The 23,311-nt window shown below is 75.3% G+C and carries 23 protein-coding genes; 9 read left to right on the forward strand and 14 right to left on the reverse strand.

Translation table 11 applies throughout. The features are described from left to right. Window positions 1-266: 266 nt before the first annotated feature. On the forward strand, window positions 267-737 hold the full coding sequence (locus tag MNY60_RS04700; protein WP_242334371.1) for a YiiD C-terminal domain-containing protein: 471 nt from the start codon (window positions 267-269) through the stop codon (window positions 735-737). Between the two features lie 37 nt (window positions 738-774). Here the strand turns inward: MNY60_RS04700 and MNY60_RS04705 are convergent, their stop codons facing one another. Genes MNY60_RS04705 through MNY60_RS04735 form a run of 7 tightly spaced genes read right to left on the reverse strand, consistent with a single transcriptional unit; the run spans window position 775 to window position 7,119 of the window. Continuing rightward, window positions 775-1,161, reverse strand: a complete 387-nt coding sequence (locus MNY60_RS04705) for a VOC family protein (RefSeq protein ID WP_242334374.1) — start codon at window positions 1,159-1,161, stop codon at window positions 775-777. Continuing rightward, complete coding sequence (locus MNY60_RS04710) at window positions 1,158-1,460, reverse strand: helix-turn-helix transcriptional regulator (protein WP_242360109.1); 303 nt, start codon at window positions 1,458-1,460, stop codon at window positions 1,158-1,160. The genes MNY60_RS04705 and MNY60_RS04710 overlap by 4 nt, the downstream gene beginning before the upstream one ends. A gap of 53 nt (window positions 1,461-1,513) precedes the next feature. Then, window positions 1,514-2,626 (reverse strand): hypothetical protein, encoded by a 1,113-nt coding sequence (locus MNY60_RS04715; protein ID WP_242334380.1) that lies wholly within the window; start codon window positions 2,624-2,626, stop codon window positions 1,514-1,516. An 8-nt stretch (window positions 2,627-2,634) separates the two neighbouring features. After that, entirely contained in the window at window positions 2,635-5,223 is a 2,589-nt protein-coding gene (locus MNY60_RS04720; RefSeq protein ID WP_242334384.1) for a TonB-dependent receptor domain-containing protein, read from the reverse strand. A gap of 5 nt (window positions 5,224-5,228) precedes the next feature. Continuing rightward, entirely contained in the window at window positions 5,229-5,969 is a 741-nt protein-coding gene (locus MNY60_RS04725; RefSeq protein ID WP_242334387.1) for an energy transducer TonB, read from the reverse strand. Further along, window positions 5,966-6,391, reverse strand: a complete 426-nt coding sequence (locus MNY60_RS04730) for a biopolymer transporter ExbD (RefSeq protein ID WP_242334390.1) — start codon at window positions 6,389-6,391, stop codon at window positions 5,966-5,968. The genes MNY60_RS04725 and MNY60_RS04730 overlap by 4 nt, the downstream gene beginning before the upstream one ends. Window positions 6,392-6,420: 29 nt before the next feature. Further along, complete coding sequence (locus MNY60_RS04735; RefSeq protein ID WP_242334393.1) at window positions 6,421-7,119, reverse strand: MotA/TolQ/ExbB proton channel family protein; 699 nt, start codon at window positions 7,117-7,119, stop codon at window positions 6,421-6,423. A 248-nt stretch (window positions 7,120-7,367) separates the two neighbouring features. Between MNY60_RS04735 and MNY60_RS04740 the strand changes: the two genes are divergently transcribed. The 4 genes from MNY60_RS04740 (at window position 7,368) to MNY60_RS04755 (ending at window position 11,927) form a co-directional block, all read left to right on the forward strand. Next, window positions 7,368-8,450: an LA_2272 family surface repeat-containing protein gene (locus MNY60_RS04740; RefSeq protein ID WP_242334396.1), complete on the forward strand. Its 1,083-nt coding sequence runs from the start codon at window positions 7,368-7,370 to the stop codon at window positions 8,448-8,450. Between the two features lie 84 nt (window positions 8,451-8,534). After that, on the forward strand, window positions 8,535-9,038 hold the full coding sequence (locus MNY60_RS04745; RefSeq protein ID WP_242334398.1) for an RNA polymerase sigma factor: 504 nt from the start codon (window positions 8,535-8,537) through the stop codon (window positions 9,036-9,038). Further along, the gene (locus MNY60_RS04750; protein WP_242334401.1) at window positions 9,035-9,811 is read left to right on the forward strand and encodes a hypothetical protein; all 777 of its coding nucleotides are present in this window, start codon (window positions 9,035-9,037) and stop codon (window positions 9,809-9,811) included. The genes MNY60_RS04745 and MNY60_RS04750 overlap by 4 nt, the downstream gene beginning before the upstream one ends. A 10-nt stretch (window positions 9,812-9,821) precedes the next feature. After that, a complete protein-coding gene (locus MNY60_RS04755) occupies window positions 9,822-11,927 on the forward strand; it encodes a caspase family protein (protein WP_242334404.1) in 2,106 nt (701 codons plus the stop codon). A 10-nt stretch (window positions 11,928-11,937) separates the two neighbouring features. Here the strand turns inward: MNY60_RS04755 and MNY60_RS04760 are convergent, their stop codons facing one another. Beyond that, window positions 11,938-13,956 (reverse strand): ABC-F family ATP-binding cassette domain-containing protein, encoded by a 2,019-nt coding sequence (locus tag MNY60_RS04760; RefSeq protein WP_242334407.1) that lies wholly within the window; start codon window positions 13,954-13,956, stop codon window positions 11,938-11,940. Between the two features lie 140 nt (window positions 13,957-14,096). Between MNY60_RS04760 and MNY60_RS04765 the strand changes: the two genes are divergently transcribed. The 3 genes from MNY60_RS04765 to MNY60_RS04775 all read left to right on the forward strand — a co-directional run bounded on the left by MNY60_RS04765 (window position 14,097) and on the right by MNY60_RS04775 (window position 16,657). Then, window positions 14,097-14,534, forward strand: coding sequence for a Spy/CpxP family protein refolding chaperone (locus tag MNY60_RS04765; RefSeq protein WP_242334410.1), 438 nt, complete (start codon window positions 14,097-14,099; stop codon window positions 14,532-14,534). A 63-nt stretch (window positions 14,535-14,597) separates the two neighbouring features. Then, on the forward strand, window positions 14,598-15,302 hold the full coding sequence (locus MNY60_RS04770) for a response regulator transcription factor (RefSeq protein WP_242352548.1): 705 nt from the start codon (window positions 14,598-14,600) through the stop codon (window positions 15,300-15,302). Then, entirely contained in the window at window positions 15,299-16,657 is a 1,359-nt protein-coding gene (locus MNY60_RS04775; RefSeq protein ID WP_242360110.1) for a cell wall metabolism sensor histidine kinase WalK, read from the forward strand. The genes MNY60_RS04770 and MNY60_RS04775 overlap by 4 nt, the downstream gene beginning before the upstream one ends. Window positions 16,658-16,664: 7 nt before the next feature. Here the strand turns inward: MNY60_RS04775 and MNY60_RS04780 are convergent, their stop codons facing one another. After that, window positions 16,665-16,880: a hypothetical protein gene (locus MNY60_RS04780; RefSeq protein ID WP_242334419.1), complete on the reverse strand. Its 216-nt coding sequence runs from the start codon at window positions 16,878-16,880 to the stop codon at window positions 16,665-16,667. Between the two features lie 89 nt (window positions 16,881-16,969). On the opposite strand from MNY60_RS04780, the gene MNY60_RS04785 reads away from it, so the two are divergent. Beyond that, the gene (locus MNY60_RS04785; protein ID WP_242352546.1) at window positions 16,970-17,611 is read left to right on the forward strand and encodes an ABATE domain-containing protein; all 642 of its coding nucleotides are present in this window, start codon (window positions 16,970-16,972) and stop codon (window positions 17,609-17,611) included. A 49-nt stretch (window positions 17,612-17,660) separates the two neighbouring features. Here the strand turns inward: MNY60_RS04785 and MNY60_RS04790 are convergent, their stop codons facing one another. From MNY60_RS04790 to MNY60_RS04810, 5 genes are all read right to left on the reverse strand, one after another. After that, window positions 17,661-18,146, reverse strand: coding sequence for a zinc-ribbon domain-containing protein (locus MNY60_RS04790; protein WP_242352544.1), 486 nt, complete (start codon window positions 18,144-18,146; stop codon window positions 17,661-17,663). After that, a complete protein-coding gene (gene pruA / locus MNY60_RS04795) occupies window positions 18,143-19,774 on the reverse strand; it encodes an L-glutamate gamma-semialdehyde dehydrogenase (protein WP_242334428.1) in 1,632 nt (543 codons plus the stop codon). The genes MNY60_RS04790 and pruA overlap by 4 nt, the downstream gene beginning before the upstream one ends. Window positions 19,775-19,898: 124 nt before the next feature. After that, entirely contained in the window at window positions 19,899-20,480 is a 582-nt protein-coding gene (locus tag MNY60_RS04800; RefSeq protein WP_242334431.1) for a hypothetical protein, read from the reverse strand. A gap of 142 nt (window positions 20,481-20,622) precedes the next feature. Further along, the gene (locus tag MNY60_RS04805; protein ID WP_242334434.1) at window positions 20,623-21,990 is read right to left on the reverse strand and encodes a sigma-54 dependent transcriptional regulator; all 1,368 of its coding nucleotides are present in this window, start codon (window positions 21,988-21,990) and stop codon (window positions 20,623-20,625) included. Beyond that, window positions 21,987-23,303, reverse strand: coding sequence for a HAMP domain-containing sensor histidine kinase (locus MNY60_RS04810; RefSeq protein ID WP_242334437.1), 1,317 nt, complete (start codon window positions 23,301-23,303; stop codon window positions 21,987-21,989). Before MNY60_RS04810 ends, MNY60_RS04805 begins: the two co-directional genes overlap by 4 nt. Window positions 23,304-23,311 lie beyond the last annotated feature (8 nt).

Here is a 23,311-nt window from a genome sequence, read left to right on the forward strand (position 1 = left end):
TGTCTCCGTCCATCGTGGCCCGCCGAGGACGCGAGGTCCCGTCCAGGCGGCGCGCCACGGCGACCTCGGAAGCGGCGACGTCGGCCAGATCGACCTCGACGACCTCGACCTCGACCCCGACCCCGTGATCCCGTTCCCCGCCGGCTCCGCCCTGACCGCTGCGCTCCGGCTCGCGGCATGAACCTCGAGACACGCCTCGCCCCACCGCCTAGATCGGACACGCGTGACCAAAGCTCGAGGCAACTCCTGACACGGAGCTCGATCGCGTGACGCGGGACGAGATCACCCGCTACGTCCGCGAGCACATCCCGCTCGCAGTCCACCTCGGCGCCGTCATCGAGCGGTACGACGGAGCCTCGCTGCGCCTGGCCGCGCCGCTCGCCCCCAGCCTCAATCACCGGTCCACGGCCTTCGGCGGCAGCCTCTCCGCGATCGCGATCCTCTCGGGCTGGACGCTCGTGCACCTCAACCTGCGCGAGCGCGGCGTCGAGGCTGGGGTGGTCATCCAGCGGAGCGAGGTGAGCTTCGACGAGCCCGTCGCTGGCGACTTCTTCGCCACCTCCACGCTCCCTCCCGCGGCCGAGTGGGAGCGCTTCCTCGAGACGCTCCGGCGGCACCGCCGCGCGCGCGTGACCGTGCGCGGCGCAGTCGAGGCGGGCTCCCGGCGCGGCGGCACGTTCGAGAACGTCTACGTCGCCACGCGTGACGGACCGCCGGTGGATCGAGCGCGTCGGTGATGCCGCGGAACGGTGGGAGGCGGACCTCCCGGGCCGACTACTTCTGGCTGGCGATCTGGATGAGGTTCCCGCAGGTGTCGTCGAGCACCGCGATCGTCACCGGGCCCATCTCGGTGGGCGGCTGGACGAAACGAACGCCTGCCGAGCGGAGCCGCTCGTACTCGGCACGCACGTCCTCTACGGCGAACGAGGTGAACGGGATGCCGTCCTCCACCAGGGCCCGCTTGAACGGGCGCGCCGCGGGGTGCCCGTCCGGCTCCAGCACGAGCTCGGGGCCATCCGGGGCTTCGGGCGACACGACGGTGAGCCAGCGCACCTCGCCCAGCGGGATCTCGGTCTTCTTCACGAACCCGAGGACCTCCGTGTAGAACCTCAGGGCCTTCTCCTGGTCATCGACCAGGACGCTCGTCAGGTTGATTTTCATCGCCGGGTCCCTTTCAGCCCCTCGACCGGCCACCGCTCGAAGATACTCCGCAGCGGTGCGGTGTCGAGGTGATGGAGCTTGCACCTGCCTTCACGCCGCGTGGTCACGAGGCCGGCCGCCTCGAGCACCTCGAGGTGCTGCGAGATCGCCTGCCTCGACATCGCGAGCCCGTGCTTCATCGTCAGCCGCGTGCACAGCTCGAACAGCGACTGACCGTCCCGATCGGTGAGCTCGTCGAGGATCGCCCGCCTCGTCGGGGCGGCGAGCGCTTCGAACACGTCGGCCACCCGGCGGAACATAGGCAAGCTACGACTTGCCTGTCAACCTCGAGACGCCCGGCGGGCCGACCCCCTCACGGCGTCACGGCGAGCGAGCCCGCGCGCCACGTCACGCCACCGACGAGATCGCGCGCGACCACCCACACCGTGGGAGCCCCGGCTGCCGGCGTGGTGAGCTCCGCCGCCTCGTCGGGGTGGTTCGTGTGCAGCTTCTCGAGCTCGCCCGCGCTCGTGAACCAGGAGAAGGTCCAGTCCTCCTTCCGCGTCGCGATGGGCTGGCCCGCCGCGTCGCTCTCGACGTAGGTCTCGCGCAGCTCCTCGAAGCCCGCCGGCAGGAGCGGCAGGAGCGGCACCTTCGCGCTCGGCGGCACGGCCGCGGGCGTCTCACCGGGCGCCGGGAGCGCCGCGCCCTCGAGCGCCACGCCTGACAGGACGGGGTTGTGGTTGGGCGCGGAGGGCGCCGCCGGACCGCGGACCCGGATCCGCTTCAGCGCCGCGACGTGGGGGCGGCGCGACCACTCCGCCTCGAAGCGGGCGGCGACGGCGCCGAGGAGCTCGCAGTCGCTCCCCACCGCGCTCGCAGGCGCGAGCTCGTCCGGCGTCGCGTCGAGCGCGAGGGCGAGGTCGGTGACCTCCAGGCCGAGGACGCGCTCGGGAGACGACGCGGGCAGCGCCGACAGCGTGTAGTCCGCGGGGAGCTCGTAGGCAGCCCCGGGCAGCGCCACCGCGGAGCCCGGGTCGGCGGGATCCCGCCTCACCGCCAGCGGGCCGCAGCCGTCGCGTCCGCACGCCTCGAGGCCGGCGAAGGAGATCCCTCCCGCGACGCCGACGCCCGGGGCGGCGCAGGCCGCCGCGAGATCGGCGCCCGCGAGCAGCGTCGAGGGATCCGCCAGCTCGGAGAACAGGGTGCAGGGGGAGGGGCCCGGGTCTCCCGGCGCCGGGGTGCAGGCGACGTGGAGCACCACCGCGCGCCGGGCCGGGTCCGCGACGAGGGCCGGATCCACGACGAGCGTCCCGAAGTCCGCGCGGGCGGGGGCCGAGCCGTCGGAGGGCGGGGCGATCTCGGGCGGCTCGGCGCGGACCGCGAGCACGCGGAACCCCTGCACCTCGGAGGCGGGATCGAAGTCCGGCCCGCAGGCGGCCGTGAGCGCGAGGACGGGGACGAGGGCGGCGAGCGTGCGGTTCATGGGCGGTCCTAGTACTCGGCGCGCAGGCCGAAGGAGGGGAAGAGCGGGAGGCCGGAGTACCAGCCGCGCCGCGAGTAGTCGAAGCTGTACGCGGCGGCCTCGGGGTTCTCACGGTTGGTGACGTTCTGGACCTCCAGGTAGGCCGCGAACGTCCAGGTGCGGGCCGTCCACTTCTTGTCGACGCGGAGGTCGAGCTGGAAGAACGGGGGCATGCGCCCGGTGAGCGCGCCGGTCTGGATCGGCTGGTAGCGGTCGGCGTCGGCGTCGTACACGGCGGCGCGGACCGGCTCGTAGGGGTTTCCGCTCGTGTAGCGGGCGCGGAACCCGGCGGAGAGGCCCCGCCAGACCTCGGGCAGCTCGACGGTGCCCACCGCGACCACGTTGTGCGGCTGGTCGTAGGCGTCTCCCTCGCTGTCGAGCCGGCCGCCCGCGACGGACTCGCCCCGCTCCGCGCGCGAGAGCGAGTAGGAGATCCAGCCGAAGAACCGGCCGTCGGGATCCCAGCGCAGGAGCAGCTCCGCGCCGTAGGACCGCCCCGTCCCCGCGCTCCGGTAGCGCTCGGAGACGAGCTGGCCATCCCGGGTGATCACGGCGTCGGAGGGGAGGGCGAGGTCGAACAGGCGCTTGTAGTAGAGCTGCGCGTCGAGGAGCAGCCGCGGCAGGAGCCGCTGCTCCGCGCCGAGCGAGTACTGCCAGGCGCCCTCCTCGCGGAGGTCGGGGTTGCCGAACTCCTCCGTGACGTACGGGAACGGCGGCGCCTGGTGATAGAGGCCGACCGCGCCCTTGAGCGCGGTCCCGGGCCTGAGCTGCCAGCGGACCGCGAGGCGCGGGTCCACCCAGGAGAGGTTCGCGAGCGCGCGGTGCACGTCCGCGCGCACGCCCGGGACGACGAAGAGCCCGTCGACCGGCTCGAGGGTCGCCTCGACGAACGCGCCCGCCTCGAGCCCGTCGATGGTGGCGGCGTAGCGGCGGGTCTCGGCGTTCGGGTTCGGGACCTGACCGGGCGGGAGGATCGGCGGCGCGTCCACCTCGATCCTGACCCGCGGATACCACTGCCCGTCCACGCCCGTGACGAGCTTCACCCGCGGCGTGAGCTCGTGGTTCACCTCGGCGCGAAAGTGCGTGCTCCAGAGCTCCTGGCGCATCCGGAACAGCTCGTCGGCGTCGATGTCCATGTCCTGCCAGCCACCGCCGAGCGCGAGCCTGAGCCGGGTCGCCTCGCTCGCGCGGTGATCCCAGCGGAGCCCGGCCCGGTAGAAGCGGGTGCCGTACTCGAGGAAGTCGAGGTCCTCGAGCGACTGATCGTCCTCGACGCCCGTGAGGACCATCCGGTCGTCCGAGCCGAACACGTCGAGACGGACGGTGTCGTCGGCGGTCGCCTTCCACGCGGCCTTCGCCTGCAGGTCGTAGTAGCGGGGCGCGGTGCTCACGCCCGGCGCGTCGTCCATCGACTCGAGCGCGCGGGTCACCACCGCGTCCGCGTAGGAGCGCCGGGCCGCGATGGCGATCCCGAGATCCTCGCGCGGCCGGCCCTCGTAGAGCGCGGTCGCGTGGTACAGGTTCACGTCCGCGAGCGTGTGGGTCCGCTCGCCGGGATCGCGCGTGACGAGGTTCACGCGGCCGCCGATCGCCCGCCCCGAGCGGACGCCGAAGTTGCCCGCCTCGAACTCCACGTCCTTCAGGAGCTCGGACGAGTAGACGCTGGTGAGCCCGCCGAAGTGGAACACCGCGGGCACCTCCTCGCCGTCCACGTACACGCGGGTGTCGCGGGCGTTGCCGCCGCGGACGATCATCTCGCCGCTCAGGAAGGTGCGGGCCATGCCGGGGAGGTTCTGGATGACCTTCACCGCGTCGCCGGAGGCGCCCGCGACGCGCCGGATCTCCCCGGCCGCGATGGCGACGTGCGAGACCTCCTTCTCCTCCCGCTCGCCCACCACGACCGCCTCGTACTCGCCCTCCGCGGCGGTCCGCTGGAGCCAGTAGGTCACCTGGGTCGCCTTGCCGGGCTCGACGGTCTCCTCCGACTCGAGGCGGGCGTGGTCGACGTCCGTCACGACCACCTGCACCGCCCCGTCCGCCACCCCGGCGAGCGCGAACCGGCCCTCGCCGTCGGTGTGGGTGAGCTGGCCGCCCGCCTCCACCATCGCGCCCGCGACGGGCAGCCGGGTGCCGCGCTCGAGCACCCGGCCGAGGAGGTTCAGCGGCGGCGGCGCGGGGGCCGCGGGCGGCGCGGCCAGCGCGAAGGTGAAGCGATACTCGATCCGCACCGGCGCGGGCGCCCCGTCGATCTCCGCGGGGGAGAAGCGGAGCTTCCGCGCGGCGGCGACCGCGGCCTCGTCGAACCCCTGCCCGGCGGGGCCGGTCACCACCGCGTCGGTGACCTCGCCGGTCTCCGAGATCTCGAGCTCGAGGGTCACGACGCCGGTCAGCCCCGCCGCGCGGGCGGCCTCCGGGTACTCGGGCTCGGCGGGCTCGACCACCGCCGGAGCGCGCGTGAGGACGCCGGTCTCCGCCGGTGGCGTCTCGGCGCGAGCGGGGCGGGCGCTCCCGAGGAGGAGGCCGAGCAGGGCGAGCGCGGTGGCGAGCGAGCGGCGCATGAGGTTCACTCCAGGACGAAGGTGTAGGTGAAGCGGATCTCGGTCTCGACGGCCTCGCCCTCGAGCAGGGGAGGCGTGAAGCGGAAGCGGAGCGCGGCGGCCCGGGCGGCCTCGCCGAGGGCGGCGCCCGGCGCGGAGAGGAGGCGCGCCGCCGCGACCCGGCCCTCGGCGTCGATCCGCAGGAGCAGCACGACCTGCCCCTCGAGCCCCTCCCGCCGGGCCTCCGGGGGATACGGGATCTCCGGCCGCTCGAGGAGGCGGGGCTGCGCGGAGAGCCGGGCGGGCGCGGAGCGCGGGGCGGCGTACGGCTTCACCGAGGCGGGATCGGCGGCGGTCTCCGAGGCCCTGCCGTGGAGCGTGTTCCCGACGCCCACCGCGAAGCCGCCGCCGGTCGCGGTCGAGGAGAGCGACACTCCGACGCGGGGGACCGCGCGCGCCGGCGCGGCGGGCGGCGGCGCTTCGTTCGGGGGCGGCGGTGGAGGCGGCTCGGCCGGAGGTGGCGGCAGCCTCGCGATCGCGACCCGGCGCGGCGCAGGCCGCTCCGACGGTGGAGGAGGCGTCGGGGCGGGGGCGGGCGGCGGAGGGGCGGCCTCGAACTCGACCACCACGGGCGCGGCCCTTGCGGCCTGACGCGGCTCGAGGCGACCGGCCCAGGCGAACCCGCCGGCGTGGAGCGCCAGCGAGGCCAGCGCCATCGCGGCGAGCGTGCGGCCCCGCGGCGGACCGTCGGAAGGCGCCGGGGTCACGGCGCGCCTTCCCCCGACGCGTCGTGCTCGATCTGGATCGCGAAGCGGGTGAGCCCCTCGCTCTTCACGAGATCGATCACGGACACCACCTCGCCGTGAGGCACGGCCCGGTCCGCGCCGATGAGCGCCCGCGCGTCGGCGCTCCGCGCGAGCGCCGCGCGCACGGCGGCGCGGGCCTCGGCGCGGCCGACGGGCCTTCCGTCGAGGAAGAGCTTCCCGTCCCGATCGAGCGTGAACGCGAGGGTCGGGCCGACGGTCTCGCCGCCGCTGGCGGCGCGGGGCAGGTCGACCTCGATGCTCTCCTTCACGATGTAGGAGGCGGTGACCATGAAGATGATGAGGAGGACGAGGGTGATGTCGACGAGGGGCGTCACGTTGATGCCGGTGATCGCCTCGTCGCTGCCGTTCGAGTGGGCGGCCATGGTGGGCTCCGGTGCGCTCGCGGCCGCCGCTAGGCGGCGCCCTTCGACTCGTGGGGCTCGGGGCGCCGCGCGGACCTTCCGTGGTCGAGCCGGGCTCGGGCCGCGGCGCGGACGTCGTCGTGCTCGAGGTGCGACGCGAGGGCGTGGCCGATCGCCTCGGCGCGCGTGATGAGCGTGCGCAGCCAGCGCTGGAAGCCGTTGAACGCGACGACCGCCGGGATGGCCACGAAGATGCCGACCGCGGTCGCGACGAGCGCCTCCGAGATGCCGGACATCACCGCCGCCGCGCCGGCGCCCTTCGGGCCGCCGACGGCGAGGTCGGAGAAGGCCCGGATGATCCCGACCACCGTGCCGAAGAGGCCGAGGAAGGGGGCGTTGTTGCCGAGCGTGCCGAGAAAGGAGAGCCCCCGCTCGTAGCCGAGGCGGCGGTCCGCGATGGTGCAGGCCACCGCCTCCTGCACCGCGGCGGGGCCGCCGCCGGCGGCGTCGAGCGCCGCCCGCGCCACCTCCGCCTCGAGGCCGCGGCGGCCCTCGATGCGGGCCCGCGCCTCCTCGAGCCGCCCGTTCATGAGGAGGGTGAGGAGGTCCGGAGAGGTGCGGCGGCGGAGGGCGAAGTACAGGGCCCGCTCGAGGATGACCGTGACCGAGGCGGCGGAGAGGGCGACGAGGAGCAGCATCACCCACTCGGCGCCGGCGCGCGTGAAGAGCTCGAAGAGGGACTTCGTCATGGGTGACGCTCCGTTGACCGCGAGAGTGCGGCGCTCGTGTTGTGCGAGGGAACACCGCGGCGCGGAGATCGCGCTACCGCCCCCTCGCCGAGGCGGCGCGGAGCATGGCGGCGGCAGGTTGCCCCGATCTGGTCGGAGCGTGAAGAAATGTGAATCGTCCGCGCCGCGGTAGCGCGCGCGGCAGGCAGCGGTGTTCCTCCTTCCGACCCCGCCGACCGCCCCTCGGCCACGGAAGAAGGACGACGCCCATGCGGAACCCGCTTCGCACCACCCTCGCCGCGCTCGCGGCGGCCGTGCCCGCCCTGGCGCTCGCCGGCGCGGCGGTCCCGGAGCCCCCCGCGGCCGCCCCGACCGCGCTCCGCGTGGTCCCCGTGGACCTGTCTCTCGTCCCGCCGCTCAGCCTGAACGGTGAGGGGCGGGTGGAGAACCACCTCTCGATCGGCGTGGTGGCCCGCTCCACCGTCCTGCGCGGCCTGGCGCTCGCGCCGGTGCACCTCGCCGACGAGGACGTCTCGGGCGCGCAGGTGACCTGGGCCGCGGCCAGCGCGGGCGGGGTCGTGCGCGGCGTGCAGCTCGCGACCGTCACCACGGTGGCGCGAGATCTCCGCGGCCTCCAGGCGTCGCAGATCGTGAACGTGGTCCGCGGCGGCGGGGAGGGCGTCCAGCTCGGCGGCGCGGCCAACGTCGCGCGACGCCTCGACGGCCTCCAGGCGGCGGCGGTCAACGTCGCCGGCGGGGTGCGCGGGGTGCAGCTCGCCGTGGTGAACGTGGGCGGCGAGGTGAGCGGGACGCAGCTCGGGCTCGTGAACGTGGCCCGCCGCGTGCGCGGCGCGCAGGTCGGGCTCGTGAACCTCGCCGAGGAGGCGGAGGGCTCGGTGGGCGTCCTCGCGCTCGTGCGGAACGGCCGCCACGAGGTGGAGCTCTACGCGACCGAGCTCACGCCGCTCGCCGCTGGCGTGCGGCTCGGCGGGCGGCGCGCCTACGGCGTCCTCGGGGCGGGCGTCCAGCCCGACCCGCAGGAGCGCTCGGGCAAGACGCTCTCCGCCCTGGGCGGCGGCGCCGGCGTCGGGTTCGAGCCGGCGCAGCGCCTCGCGCTCGACCTGGATCTCGTCGCGCAGGCGGTCTCGCTCGACGGCACCCCCGAGGCGGTGCTCGGGGTCCTCCGCGCGGTGGCAGCCTACCGGCTCACCGAGTGGATGGGGGTCCTCGCCGGCCCGACGGCGAACGTGCTCGTCTCGGACGAGGACCAGCCCGACCTGCACCTCGGCTGGAAGCTCGGCGGCCGCCACGCGCGCGTGTGGGTGGGCTTCGTCGCGGGAGTGCGGATCTGACGGCGGTTTCCGGCGCTGCTCACGGCCGGACCGGGGTTCGAGGTAGAAGCTCGTCCGGCCCAGGGGCCGGAGAGAGGGGAGCGGGTGGCGGTCGACGTCGACGCGTACTACCGGGACCTCGCGCCGATGGTCCTGCGCCGCTGCCGCCGCCTCCTCCGTGACGAGGAGAGGGCCGTGGACGCCATGCACGACACGTTCGTGAACCTGCTCCGGGCGGAGGAGCGGCTCCGCGACGAGGCCCCCGCGTCGCTCCTCCTCCGCATCGCCACCCGCGTCTGCCTGAACCTGCTCCGCACGGAGCGGCGCCGGCCGGAGGACCGGGACGAGGCCGCGCTCCTCGCCATCGCGGCGGCGGACGAGCCCGAGGCGCGCTCGCTGTCGCGCCTCGTCGTCGGACGGCTGCTCGGGCGCGAGCAGGAGTCCACCCGGGTGATGGCGGTGCTCCACTACGTGGACGGCCTGACGCTCGAGGAGGTCGGTCGCGAGGTGGGGCTCACGGCCGCCGCGGTCCGCAAGCGGCTCGGCGGGCTCCGGCGGCGCGCCGTGGAGCAGGCCGCCGAGGCGCCCACCCAGGAGGTGCAGCGATGAGCCCGGATCGCGTTCCCGACTACCTGGTCGAGCGGCTCCACGCCGGCGACCTCCCGCCCGACGAGGCCGCCCGCGTACGGGGCCGCCTCGAGGCGGAGAAGGGCGTGCGCCGGCTCGAGGCGCTCGCGCGCGACGCCGCGGCGTTCCGCGAGGCTCACCCGCCTGGCCCCGCGCTCGGGGAGATCCGCCGCCGCGCGGCGCTCGCCGCGAGCGCGCCGCGGCCCTCCCGGCGGCGGCCGCTGCTGCTCGTCCCCATCGCGGCAGCGGTGGCGGTGGCGTCAGCGCTCGTGCTGCACGTCATCCCGTCCGGCCTTCTCACGCCGCGCTCCGCCATCGAGGACACCCGCCTCAAGGGCCTCGCGCCGCGCCTCGAGGTGCACCGCAGCCGGCCGGACGCCGGGCCCGAGGAGCTCCGCGACGGCGCGGCGGCGCGGGCGGGAGACCTCCTGCAGCTCTCGTACGTGGCGGCGGGCAGGCCGTTCGGGGCGGTGGTCTCGGTGGACGGCCGCGGGATCGTGACGCTCCACTGGCCCGAGGAGGGCGGCCCCGCCGCCCCGCTCGCGGGGACGGGCGCGGTGCCGCTCCCCCACGCCTACCTCCTCGACGACGCGCCCGGGTTCGAGCGGTTCTTCCTCGTGACGGGCGCCGCCGCCTTCGACTCCGCGACGGCGGTGGAGGCCGCGCGACGGCTGGCCGCCTCCGGCCGCGCCCGCGAGGATCCCCTCGTCCTCCCCGCGGGCCTCGAGCAGCACGCCCTCCTCCTCGTGAAGTGAGAGCCCCGACATGATTCGACCCGTCCTCGCGCTCGCCGCCGTCCTCCTCGCCGGCGCCGCCGCCGCACAGGGGCCGTCCCGCGCCGAGCCGCCCGGCGCGGTGCGCCGGCTCGCCCTCGTGGCGGGCGCCAACGACGGCGGCCCCGCGCGCCCGCGGCTCCGCTACGCGATCTCCGACGCGGAGCGGGTCGCGCGGGTGCTGCAGCAGATGGGCGGCGTCGCCGGCGAGGACACGATCGTGCTCCTCGACCCGGGCGAGGCCAGCCTGCGCGCGGCCCTCGAGGAGCTCCGCTCGCGCGTGAGGCGCGCGCGCGCCGGCGGGCGCACGGAGGTGCTCTTCTACTACTCCGGCCACTCCGACGAGGAGGGGCTGCTCCTGCGCGGCGCGCGCGTCCCGTATGGAGAGCTCAGGCGGTGGCTCACGGAGCTCGGCGCCGACATCCGCATCGCGATCCTCGACTCGTGCTCGTCGGGCTCCTTCACCCGCGGGAAGGGAGGCGCCCGCGCCGCGCCGTTCCTGGTGGACGCCTCGTCGCGGGTGAGCGGTCAGGTGATCCTGACGTCCAGCTCGGCCGACGAGGCCTCCCAGGAGTCGGACCGGGTCGGCGCGTCGTTCTTCACCCACGCCCTCGTCACCGGCCTGCGCGGCGCGGCCGACGCGAGCCAGGACGGCAAGGTCACGCTCTCGGAGGTCTACCAGTTCGCGTTCGACGAGACGCTCGCGCGGACGGAGCGGACCCGCGGCGGCCCGCAGCACGCGGTCTGGGACATCCAGCTCGTCGGCGCGGGCGAGGTGGTGCTCACGGATCTGCGCGGCTCGGGCGCGACGCTCGTCCTGCCGGCCGCGGCGGCGGGCCGGTTCTTCGTGCGCGACTCCGGCGAGCGGCTCGTCGCGGAGCTGCGCAAGCACCCCGGCCGCCCGCTGGAGCTGGCCCTCGACCCGGGCGGTTACCGCGTCTCCCGCGAGGAGGACGGGCGCCTCGTGGAGGCGCGCGTCGCGCTCACCCAGGGCGGCCGGACCGAGCTCGCCGGCGCGGGCTTCGCCGCGGTGCCGCGGGAGCTGACGGCGCTCCGCGGCGACGGGGTGGAGGAGCTCGCGCGCGTGCCGGTGGACCTCTCGATCTTCCCGCCCGTGTCGTTCAACGGCGATCGCTACGTCGTGAACCGCCTCCAGCTCGGCCTCATCGCCTCGCGCACGACCCGGCTGCGCGGGATCGGGCTCGCGCCGGTGCTCTGGGCGGACGAGGACGTGGTGGGCGGCTTCTTCTCGTACATCGGGAGCTCCGCGCGCGGCCGCGTCACCGGCGTGCAGGTGGGGATGGTCGCGAACGTGGCCGGCTCGCTCCGGGGCGTGCAGCTCACCCAGGGCCTGAACCTGGTGCGGGGCGACGTCGTCGGCTGGCAGCACTCCAGCGTGAGCTGGGCGGCGGGAGCGGTGACCGGGCTCCAGTCCGCGCTCGTGGGCTACGCCGGGTCCGTCTCGGGGGCGCAGCTCGCGCTCGCCTCGGTGTCGGGCGAGGTGCACGGCGCGCAGATCGGGCTCGTGAACGTGGGGAGCGGCGTGCGCGGCGTGCAGGTCGGGCTCGTGAACGTGGGCGGCCACGTCCGCGGGGCGCAGCTCGGGCTCGTGAACGTCGCCGACGGCCTGGACGGCGTGTCGCTCGGGCTCCTCCCCATCGTCCGCGGCGGCGAGCACAAGCTCCTCGTCCTGGGCGACGAGAACGGGATCCTCTCCGCCGGGCTCCTGCTCGGGAGCCGCGCGTTCCACACGATCCTCTCCGCCGGCGCGCAGCGCGCCGACAGCGGCGGGCGTCTCTGGTCCGGCTTCGGGCTCGGCGCGCACCAGGCCCGCGGCCGGTTCCTGCTGGACGTGGATCTCCTGAGCCAGCAGGCGGTGGACGCGGGCGCGAACGTGCTCGCCACGGCGCGGGTGCTCGCCGGGTGGCAGGTCACGCGGAGCGTGGCGGTGGTGGCGGGGCCGAGCGCGAGCCTGTTCTGGGCGGAGGAGGGCTTCCGCCCGGGCCTGGGCGGCCTGCTCGAGCACGACCTCGGCGCGGACGGCGGCCGGCGGGCCTGGCTGGGCTTCGCGGCGGGGCTGCGGCTCGGGCCGCCGTGAGCGGCGCGCGTCAGCCGCCGGGCTGGAGCGCGGCGAGCTCCTCCTGCGCCGCCTCCCACTCTCCGTAAAGCCTCGCGAGCTCCTCCTTCGCCGCGTGCTGCCGCTCGATGAGCGGCTTCGCGCGCGCGAAGTCCTGGTACAGCGCCGGGTCGGCGAGCGCCTCGGTCGCCTCGCGCTCCTCCTGCTCCAGCCCCTCGATGCGGGCCTCCAGCGCGGCGATGCGATCGCGGAGCGGCTTCTCCAGCCGGTAGCGGGCGTTGCGCGCCTCGGCCTCGAGCCGGCGGCGCTCCCTGTCGCTCGCGGGCGCCGCCGCCGCCCCGGGACCCGTCCGAGCGGGGTCGCCGCTCGCGCCCGCGGCCGCCGCGGCGGCCTCGAGCTCCTTCTGGTGGTAGAGCCAGTCGTCGAGGTTCCCGGGGAACGGCAGGATCCCGCCGTCCTTCACCTCCCAGATCACCGTCGCGAGCTGGTTCAGGAAGCTCCGGTTGTGCGAGACGAAGAGGAGCGTCCCGCCGTAGCCCTTCAGCGCCTGGATGAGCGCCTCCGACGAGTCGAGGTCGAGGTGGTTCGTCGGCTCGTCGAGCACGAGCAGGTTCGCCGGCACGAGCAGGAGCTTCGCGAGCGCGACGCGCGCCCGCTCGCCGCCGGACAGCACGCCGAGCTTCTTCTCGACGTCGTCGCCGGAGAAGAGGAACGAGCCGGCGACGCCGCGCACGTACGCCTCGCCCTGTTCCGGGACGAGATCCCAGAGCGTGTCGAGGACGGTGCGCTCGGGATCGAGCGCGCCGAAGGTGCGCATCGCGCCCTCGGCGTCGCCGTCGTGCTCCGCGCGCTCGAAATGATGCTGGGCGAAGTAGCCGGCGAGGACGCCGTGGCCGAGCTTCACCTCGCCCGCGTCGGAGGCGAGCTCGCCCGCCACGAGCTTGAGGAGCGTGGACTTGCCCGCGCCGTTCGCGCCGATGACGCCGACGCGCTCGCCGCGCTGGATGGCGGCGTCGAGCGAGCGGTAGACGACGCGCGGCCCGAACGCCTTCCGGACGCCCTCGAGCCTGAGCACCTCCCGGCCGGAGCGCGGCGCCTCGGCGAAGCGGAAGCGGACCGTGGCGCGGTGCTCGAGCACCTGCACCTCGTCCATCTTCTCGAGCAGCTTCTCCTTCGACTTCGCCTGGCGCGCCTTGGTCGCCTTGGCGCCGAACCGCTCGATGAACTCCTCGAGCTGCGCGCGCTTCGCGCCCTGCCGCTTGGCCTCCGCGAGGAGCCGCTCCTCCTCCTGCGCGCGCTGGCGCTTGTAGTCCTCGTAGTCGCCGGTGTACGCGCGCAGCCCCTCCGGCTCGAGCGCGAGCACGCGGTCGATCTGCCGGTTCAGGAACTCGCGGTCGTGCGACACGAGCAGGAGCGCCCGCCGCGAGCCGCGCAGGAACGCGTCGAACCACTCGAGGGTGGGGACGTCGAGGTGGTTCGTGGGCTCGTCGAGGAGCAGCAGGTCGGGATCCTGGAGCAGCAGCCCGGCGAGGGCGGCGCGCATCTTCCAGCCGCCCGAGAACGTCCGGGCGGGCCGCCCGAGATCGTCCGCCGTGAACGCGAGCCCGCCGAGGATGCGCTCGGCGCGGTGCCGCCCGAAGCGCTCCTCGAAGTGATCGAGCGCCTGGTGCAGCTCGGCGAGCGCGGCGGAGAGCTCGAGCTGCTCCTCCGGCGTGCCCGCCGCGGCGAGCGCGTCCTCCGCGGCGCGGAGCCGGCGCTCGAGGTCGGCGCGGCCGGGGACGGTGGCGAGGACGGCGTCGACGAGCGGCAGGTCGGGGAGCGCCGCGACGTCCTGCGGGAGGTAGCCCACGCGGGCGCCGCGGCGAAGGACGAGGTCGCCCGAGTCCGGGGAGAGCTGCCCGGCGAGGATGCGCATGAGCGACGACTTGCCGGTGCCGTTCGCGCCGACGAGGCCGATCCGGTCCTGCGGGCCGATGGCGAAGCTCTCCTCGTCGAGGAGGACCTTCGGCCCGTAGGCGAGGGAGAGCGCGTTTCCGGCGACGAGGCTCATGAGGCGCGAGGAGTTAACGTTTCTTCAAGCCGCGAACAAGCCCGCTCAACGCGGGGCGCCCATCCTCCGTACCGTCGGCACGCCTCTCAGGGCGGCCGCGACCGGCGCTCTAGCCGCGCCGGACGAGAGGAGAACAGCACATGCGCAAGACCATCTTCCTCGGCCTCGTCCTCGCCGCGGGCGTCGTCGCCCTCGCGGGGTTCGCCCGGGGCTGGCACCACCGGCACGACCCCGCCCGGATGGCCGAGTTCGTGACCGCCCGCGTCGACGAGGCGCTCGACGAGGTGAACGCGACGCCGGAGCAGCGGGACCGGATCCACGCGGTGAAGGACCGGATCCTCGCCCGCGCACAGGAGCTGCACGGGACGCGCGGCGAGGACCGCGCCGCCTTCCTCGCGGCGTGGAAGGCCGACGCGCCCGACGCGGCGGCGCTCCACGCCCTCGTCGACCAGCGCGCGGACGCGATGCGCGCCCTCGCGCACGAGGCGGTGGACGCGGGGCTCGAGGTGCACGGGATCCTGACGCCCGACCAGCGCGCGAAGCTCGCGGAGAAGCTCGAGCGGCGGATGCACCGGTAGCCGACCGCGGCGCGGCCGGGGAGGAGCCGCCCCGGCCGCAGCCGCACGGTTAAGATGCCCATCGTGACCGCCACCACTCCCGATCTCGTCCTCCTCGTCGAGGACGACCGCCGCCTCGCCGCGCTGACCCGCGAGTACCTCGAGGGCCACGGCCTCGCGGTGGTGCACGTCGCCGACGGGAAGCGCGGCCTCGAGGAGGCGCTGTCGGGCCGGTACGAGGCGGTGCTGCTCGATCTCATGCTGCCCGGCAAGGACGGCCTCGAGGTCTGCCGCGAGCTGCGCGCCCGCTCCGACGTGCCGGTCATCGTCCTCACCGCGCGCGGCGAGGAGGCGGACCGCGTCATGGGGCTCGAGCTCGGCGCGGACGACTACCTCTCGAAGCCCTTCTCCCCGCGCGAGCTGCTCGCGCGCATCCGCGCGGTCCTGCGCCGCGCCCGGGGACGCGCCGGCCCGGCGGCCTCGACCGTCCGCGTGGGGGCCCTCGTCGTCGATCCGGGCGCGCGGCGGGTGACGCTCGAGGGACGCGAGATCGCGCTCACCGGCTACGAGTTCGCGCTGCTCGACGCGCTCGCACGGCGGGCGGGGCGGATCCTCTCGCGGGAGCAGCTCATGGAGCTCGCGGGCGGCAGCGCCGAGGAGGCGTTCGACCGCTCCATCGACGTCCACGTCTCGCGGCTGCGGCAGAAGCTCGGCGACGATCCCAAGCGCCCCCGGCTCATCAAGACGGTGCGCGGCGCCGGCTACCTGCTCGCGGCGGAGGGCGAGTGACCCCCGCGCGGCCGCGCCGCCACGGGCGCCTCTTCTGGCGGATCTACCTGCACGGGCTGCTCCTGCTCTTCCTCGTCGCGCTCGCCACCGCCGCGGTCGGCTGGGCGCTGCGCCACTCGGACGTCTCGGAGCGTGGCCGCGGCGCGACGGCCTACGCGGCGTCCCGGGTGGCCGAGCTCTCGGCGGATCCGGCCCGGCTCCGCGACGAGCTCGCGCGCTGGCGCGAGGCGTTCGGGCTCGACGCGTCCGTGTACGGGCCGGACGGCGCCCTGCGCGCCACGAGCGTCGAGCCGCCGCTCGACCCCGCCCTCGCGGGCCTCCCGCCGCCGCGCGATCACCCCGTCCGGCTCCACCGGCACGGGTTCGGCCGGGCGGTGCCGCTCGCGGACGGCGGCCTGCTCCTCGTCTCCGGGGGCCCGCCCAGCCCCGATCCGCTGCGCGGCCTCGCCTTCATCGGCGCCGTCCTCGCCGCGCTCGCGCTCGGCTCGTTCCCGCTCGCCCGCTCGATCGCCGCGCCCATCGAGCGGCTCACGCTGGCCGCCCGCGCGCTCGGCTCGGGCGATCTCTCGGCGCGCGCCCGGGTGAAGGGCCGCGCCGAGGTGGGCGAGCTGGGGCGTGCGTTCGACGAGATGGCGGAGCGGCTCGAGCGGCTCGTGCGCGGCGAGCAGGAGCTGCTCGCGAACGTGTCGCACGAGCTCCGCACGCCGCTCGCGCGCATCCGTGTCGCGCTCGAGCTCGCGGCCGAGGGGGACGTCGAGCGGGCGCGGCGCTTCCTCCGCGAGATCGGGACGGATCTCGACGAGCTCGACCGGCTGGTGGAGGACGTCCTCGCCGCGGCGCGACTCGATCTCGCCGCCGGCGGCGGCCCGGCCTGGCCGCTCACCCGGGCGCGCGTGGAGCTCGACGGGGTCCTCGCCGAGGCCGCCGCGCGCTTCCGCGAGGCGAACCCCGACCGGACGCTCGAGCTCGTCCTGCCCGAGTCGCTCCCGGAGGTGGACGGCGACGCCGCGCTGCTGCGCAGGCTCGTGGCGAACCTGCTCGACAACGCCGCCAAGTACTCGGAGCCGCCGGCGCCCGTCACCCTCGCCGCCGCCGCCCGCGGCGGCGGGGTCGAGATCGAGGTCCGCGACCGCGGCATCGGCATCGACGCCGAGGACCTCCCGCGGGTGTTCACCCCGTTCTTCCGCACCGACCGGAGCCGCGCCCGCGGCACCGGCGGCGTCGGGATGGGGCTGGCGCTCGCGCGGCGCATCGCCGAGGCCCACGGGGGGACGATCGTCCCCGAGAGCTCGCCGGGCGTGGGCACGACGATGCGGGTGCGGCTCCCGGCGGCGCCCGACGCGGCCGCCGCCTGACCGGGCGTCACAGCACCTCGGCCGCGCGGTCGCGCTCGAGCGCGGTGTTGGCTCGCGAGAGCGGGCCCACCACGCCCACCGCCACCCAGCTCCAGAGCGACAGCCAGACCGCGAGCACCAGCGCGCCGCCGAGCAGGTCGCGCACGAGGCGCCAGCGGTCGCGCCAGGTGTCCCGCGGGGTCGCGGGCGGGGAGAGGAACAGCTTCATCGAGCGAGCAGCCATGACGTCCTCCGTCTAACCGGCATGATGCGGTGTGCAGGTTAGATCTGCCGCCGCCCGCATAACCTGTCAAGTGCCGTTATGATGGTTATGTGGCGACCCTGGAAACGACCCCCTCGCGGGTATTCGACCTCTCGGGCGGCCGGCTGTGCCTCGACTTCACGAACACCGTGAGCTCGCGCGACGTGAAGCCCCGGGAGAGGCTCGCGAGCTACGCTGACCTCCTCGCGTTCGCGCGCGCGACGTCGGCGGTGGACGAGCGGCTCGCGAGCCGGCTCCTCGACGAGGCGCGGCGCCGGCCCGGTGACGCGGAGGGCGTGCTCCGCCAGGCGATCGCGCTGCGCGAGGCGCTCTTCCGGATCTTCCTCGCGCGCGCCGAGGGACGGGAGCCCGCGCCCTCCGACGTCGCGCACCTCTCCGCCGCGCTCTCGAGCGCGCTCGCGCACCGGCGGCTCACGCGGCAGGGCGAGGGCTACGCGCTCGGGTGGGACGACGCGAGCGCCGCGCTCGAGGCGCCGCTGTGGCCCATCGTCGAGTCCGCGATCGAGCTCCTCACCTCGGGCGAGCTCGAGCGCGTGCGGGTGTGCGGCCTCCACGAGAGCCAGGAGTGCAGCTGGCTCTTCCTCGACCAGACCCGCGCGCGGACGCGGCGGTGGTGCTCCATGAAGGACTGCGGCAACGTCGCGAAGGCGCGCCGCCACCAGGCGCGGGCGAAGGGCGGCGGCGGCGCGTGAGCGTTCTCCCTCGCGGCGTCGCCGCGTGCGCGCTGCGGAAGCCTCGCGCCTAGAACCTCTCCCCGCAGCGCGGGCACCGGACCTTGCGCAGCAGGAGATCGCCGCGCGAGGAGGGCGTGCCGCAGCTCGGGCACAGGAGCCCGAACCAGGCCTGGGCGCTCCGGCGCCCGAACGCGAGGCTCACCGCGAGCATCGGGCCGGCGAAGCCGAGGGCGAGCGCCGCCACCTCGGACGCCCGCATCCGCGAGGCGTTCGCGACGACGCCCACGAGCGCGACGGCGAACAGGAAGAACCCGAGGAACCGGCCCCACAGCCACGCGATGCGCCGGCGCGTCAGGATCCCGGCGAGGAGCGCCGCGAAGAGCGCCGCGTAGAGCCCGAGCTGACCGACCTGCGCAAGGCGGGGCTCCGGGGCTCGCAGGACGAGCACGGCGCCGGTGACGAGCACGAGGACGACGAGCGCGACGGCCGCCGTGGCGACGCGCACGCTCCAGGGCATCGGGCGCTCCATCGAGAAGGTCCGCGCCCGGCTCACTTCTCGCGCATGTACGGGTACTCGAAGCGCGTCGGCGGGTCGAAGGTCTCCTTGATGGCGCGCAGCGAGACCCAGCGCATGAGGTTCGCCATGGAGCCCGCCTTGTCGTTCGTGCCGGACGCGCGCGCGCCGCCGAACGGCTGCTGGCCGACCACCGCGCCGGTGGGCTTGTCGTTCACGTAGAAGTTGCCCGCCGCGTCGACGAGCCGCTTGCCCATGTCGAGGATCGCCTCCCGGTCGCGCGCGAAGACCGCCCCGGTGAGCGCGTACGGCGAGGTCGAGCCGCACAGCTCGAGCGCCTCGTCGAGCCGGATGTCGGCGTAGACGAAGATCGTCAGCACCGGCCCGAAGATCTCCTCCTCCATGAGCTGGAAGCGGGGGTTCACCGTCTCGATGACGGTGGGCTCGATGAAGAAGCCCTTCGAGTCGTCGCAGCGGCCGCCGAAGAGGAGCTTCGCCTGCGAGGAGGCGCGGGCGATCTCGATGTACTTCTTGATCCGATCGAACGCGGGCTGGTCGATGACCGCGCCCATGAACGTGGTGAAGTCCTCGGTCTCGCCCATCTTGATGGCGGCGGTCATGCCGAGGAGCTTCTCGCGGAGCTGCGGCCAGAGGCTCTCGGGCACGTAGGCGCGGGAGGCGGCGGAGCACTTCTGACCCTGGTACTCGAACGCGCCGCGCACGAGCGCGACGGCGGCGGCGTCCACGTCCGCCGACGGGTGCACGAACACGAAGTCCTTGCCGCCCGTCTCGCCGACGATGCGGGGGTAGCCGCGGTAGCGCTCGAGGTGCTCGCCGATCGTGCGCCACATGCCGTGGAAGACGCCGGTCGAGCCGGTGAAGTGGAGGCCCGCGAAGTCCGGGCTCGCGAGGGCGGGGTCGCCGACGGCGCGCCCGCTGCCCGGGACGAAGTTGACGACCCCCGGCGGCAGGCCGGCCGCCTCGAGGAGCTTCAGGATGTGCCAGGCGGAGTAGACGGCCGAGGACGCCGGCTTCCACACCACGGTGTTGCCCATGATCGCGGGCGCCGTCGGCAGGTTCGCGGCGATCGAGGTGAAGTTGAAGGGGGTGACCGCGAAGACGAACCCCTCGAGCGGCCGGTACTCGAGCCGGTTCCACTGGCCGGGCGGCGAGTGCGGCTGATCCTCGAGGATCCGCTGCATGAAGTGCGGGTTCCAGCGCCAGAAGTCGATGATCTCGCAGGCGGAGTCGATCTCGGCCTGGAAGGGCGTCTTCGACTGGCCGAGCATGGTGGCGGCGTTCAGCACCTGCCGCCACGGGCCGGCGAGGAGGTCCGCCGCCTTGAGGAAGATCGCCGCGCGGTCGTGCGGGTCCATCGCCGCCCAGGCCTTGCGCGCCTGCATCGCCGCCTCGATCGCGGCCTGGACCTCGGCCGGACCGGCCTGGTGCCAGCGCGCGAGCCGCTGCCCGTGCCGGTGCGGCACGCGGGCCTCGGCGAACCGGCCGGTGCGGACCTCGCGTCCGCCGATGACGAGCGGGATCTCGATCTCGTGCGCCGAGAGCTCGGCGAGCTGGGACTTGAGCGCGGCGCGCTCCGGCGTGCCGGGCGCATAGGAGAGGACGGGCTCGTTGCGGGGCTCGGGGATGCGGAACAGGCCGTTCGCCATGGGCTCCTCCGGGTGCGGGGCGGGCGGAAGATAACCCAGAAGCCCGAGCTCCGCCTCGCGGCCGCGCGGGGGGCGCCGGGCGCACCCACGGCGCCGGATCCCCCCTCACCGTCATCGCCGGCGATCAGCGATCCAGGCACATCGGGTAGAGCGGCTGCGCCTCCGCGACCACGTCCGCCGCCGGCCGCGCGGGGCCCGGAGGCGTCGCCCGGCCGCCCGGATCCTGCCGGACGACGGGCCGCGCCCGCGGGCCCCAGTGGAGCCCCACCGAGCTCCCGGCGGCGACGCCGGCGAGCTGCACCGGGATCACCACCCAGAAGCGCGGCGCGGCGAGGTACCCCGCGCCGAGCGCGGCGGCGTGGCCCAGGTTCGCGAGGAGCAAGGCCTTCCAGAAGCCGCCCGCGGCGGGGCTCACGCGCGCCAGCCGCGCGGCCACGGTCGCGCCGAGCGGCGGCAGGAGGAGCGCGGCGCCCGCCAGCGCGAAGGCGGCGGTGCGGAAGTTGCCGGCGGTGGGCGAGAAGGTGTCGTTCGCGAAGAGCTGGAGCGTGGCGTAGCCGAGCCCCACCACGAGCGCGTCGCCCGCGAGCACGCCGAGGCCGGCCGCGGCGAGCTCCCGCCCCTGGAACGCGCCGGCGTCGAGCGAGGGCTGCGGGGCAAAGGAGGGGCTCGCGGCGACGAGCTGCAGGGCGAGCGCGAACGCGACCATCGCCTGAACGATGGCTCGCCCGCGCCGGCGAGGAGCGCCTGCGCGGGGAGGCAAGACGGGGAGGCCCCGACGGCGGCGCGTGGCGATGCACCGCGGGTGTATGCGCGTCGGGGAGCGGCCGCGCGCCCGAGGGGCGCCGGGCTCAGCGCCCGCCCGGCTCCTCGCCTCCCCCGGCGAGCCCGTACTTGCGCAGCTTGTCGTGCAGCGTGACGCGCGACATGCCGAGCCGGCGCGCCGCCTCGCTGCGGTTCCCCTCCGCCGCGCGCAGGGCCTCGACGACGAGCCCGCGCTCGAACGCCTCGACGCGCTGCTTGAGCGAGGGCGCCGCGCCGACGTCGCCGGCCGGGACCGCGCCGCCGGGCAGGAGCGAGAGGTCGAGCCCCTCGGGCGGGGAGAGCGCGACGAGCCCCTCGATCGCGTTCTCGAGCTCGCGCACGTTCCCCGGCCAGGCGTGGGCGGCGAGCCGGTCCACGAGCGCGTCCGGCACCGCCAGCGAGGCGAGCCCGAAGCGCTCCGCGAAGCGCTGGAGGAAGTGGCGCGCGAGGACCGGGATGTCCTCGGGCCGGTCGCGCAGGGGCGGGACGCGGAGCTGGACCACGTCGAGCCGGTAGTAGAGGTCCTCGCGGAACCTCCCCGTCCGCACGAGCTCCGGCAGATCGCGGTGCGTCGCCGCGAGCACGCGCACGTCCACCTTCCGCGTCCGCTCCTCGCCGACCGGGCGCACCTCGCCCTCCTGCAGGACCCGGAGGAGCTTCCCCTGCGCCGAGGGCGCGAGCTCGCCCACCTCGTCGAGCAGGATGGTCCCGCCGTCCGCCTCGCCGAAGAGGCCGGGCCGCGCGCGCACCGCGCCGGTGAAGGCGCCCTTCGCGTGCCCGAACAGCTCGGCCTCCGCGAGCTCCGGCGTGAGCGCCGCGCAGTTGAAGCGGACGAAGGGCCGGTCGGCGCGGCGCGAGGCGCGCACGATCGCCTCGGCGACCCGCTCCTTGCCCGTGCCGCTCTCGCCCGTGATGAGCACGGTCACGTCGCGCGGCGCCACCCGCGCGACGAGCACGGCGAGCCGCCGCATCGCCTCCGAGGCGAACACCATGGAGCGCGAGAGCACGAGCTCGCCCTGCAGCCGCTCGTTGTCGTGCGTGAGCCGGACCGCCTCGAGCGCCCGCCGCACCACCGCGAGCAGCTCGTCCGTCTCGAACGGCTTCTTGAAGTAGTCGTAGGCCCCCGCCTTCATCGCCTCGACGGCCTGCCGCTCCGAGCCGTGCGCCGTGACGAGCACGACGCGCGGCGCGCCCGGCCGTCCGGCGACCCGGCGCAGGAGCTCCATGCCGTCCATGCCCGGCATGCGCAGGTCCGTCACGACGAGGTCGGCCGGCGTGGTCTCGAGCCGCGCGAGCGCGGCGGCGCCGTCCGCCGCCTCGTCCACCGCGAGCCCCTCGCTCTCCAGGATCTCGCGCAGCGTGTAGCGGACGCCGGGATCGTCGTCGACGACGAGGACGCGCGCGAGCGGGCTCATGCCGCGTACCCCCCGCTCCCTGCCGCGGGCGGCAGGACGAGCTCGGCGATCGTGCCGCCCCCGGGCCGCGGGGCGAGGACGAGGTCGCCCCCGTGCTGCCGGGCGAGGGCGCGCGCGATGGTGAGCCCCAGCCCGGAGCCGCGCGGCTTCGTCGTCGCGCCTGGCGAGAAGAGCGAGTCCTGTACCGCCGGATCGACGCCGCGGCCGCGGTCGAGCACCCGCACGCGCGCCGCGCCGTCCGCGCCGCGCGCGACGTCGAGCTCGACCGCCGCGCGCGCCGGGCTCGCGTCGAGCGCGTTCTGCACGAGGTTCATGAGGATCTGCTTCACCTTGCGGGGATCGCAGCGGGCGGAGACGCCCTCGGCGCGCACGGTGACCGCGACGTCCCGCTCGCGCGCCATCCCCTCGTGCAGCGCCGCGACCTCGCGGCACAGCGCGCCCAGGTCCGCGTCGCCGAGCGCGAGCGGGACGAGCGGCCGAGAGAAGTTCAGGAACTCGTCGAGGATCGCCTGCATGCGATCGACCTCGCGCCGGAGCACCTGCAGCCGCTCGGAGGCCTTCCCCTCGTGCACCCCGGGCGCCAGCAGGCCCGCGAGGCCCTTCACGCTGGCGAGCGGGTTCTTGAGCTCGTGGGCGATCTCCGCCGAGAGCGCGGTCAGCTCCTCGGCGCGCTGCGCGTGCGCCTCGAGCGAGGCCTGCTGCGCCGAGAGCGCGCGCAGGATCATCCGGTCGAAGGACCAGCGCAGCGCGCGGCCCGCGCCGCTCGAGAACAGGAACACGAGCGAGAGCATCGCGGCGTGCGTGTAGAGGTAGGCCGGCGGTCCGACCCGCGCGCCGCCGCCGAAGACGTGGAGGTTCAGCTCGGCCGGCGCGCCCGTCGCCCCGAGCGCGGCGAGGGTGAACACCGCCGCGATCTGCACGCCGGAGAGGAGGAAGCTCATGCGCCAGGGCAGGAAGACGCCGGCGATCATCCCGAGCGGCACGGCGATGTAGAGGAACGGGCTCGCGAGCCCGCCCGTGACGGCGGTGATCGCCATCTGCCAGAACGTCGCGACGACGAGGTTCCGCGGGATCGCGCCCGGCCGGAACCCCACCCGCCGGAAGCGCACCCACTCGGCGACGAAGAACACGCACATCCCGACGACCGCGACGAGGAGCGCGACGCGGCGCCAGGCGGCGGGCTCCACCCAGGCGAGCCAGAGCGCCAGCACCACGATCGGCGGGAGCGCCGCGAGCCTGCCTCCGGCCATCTTCCCGAACAGCCGGGAGACCTCCTCGTGCTGGATCTCGCGGTGGCCGGGGGGAGTGGGCATGGGCTCGT

It is taken from the genome of Anaeromyxobacter sp. SG17 (assembly GCF_022690695.1).
GTDB classification, from domain to species: domain Bacteria; phylum Myxococcota; class Myxococcia; order Myxococcales; family Anaeromyxobacteraceae; genus Anaeromyxobacter; species Anaeromyxobacter soli.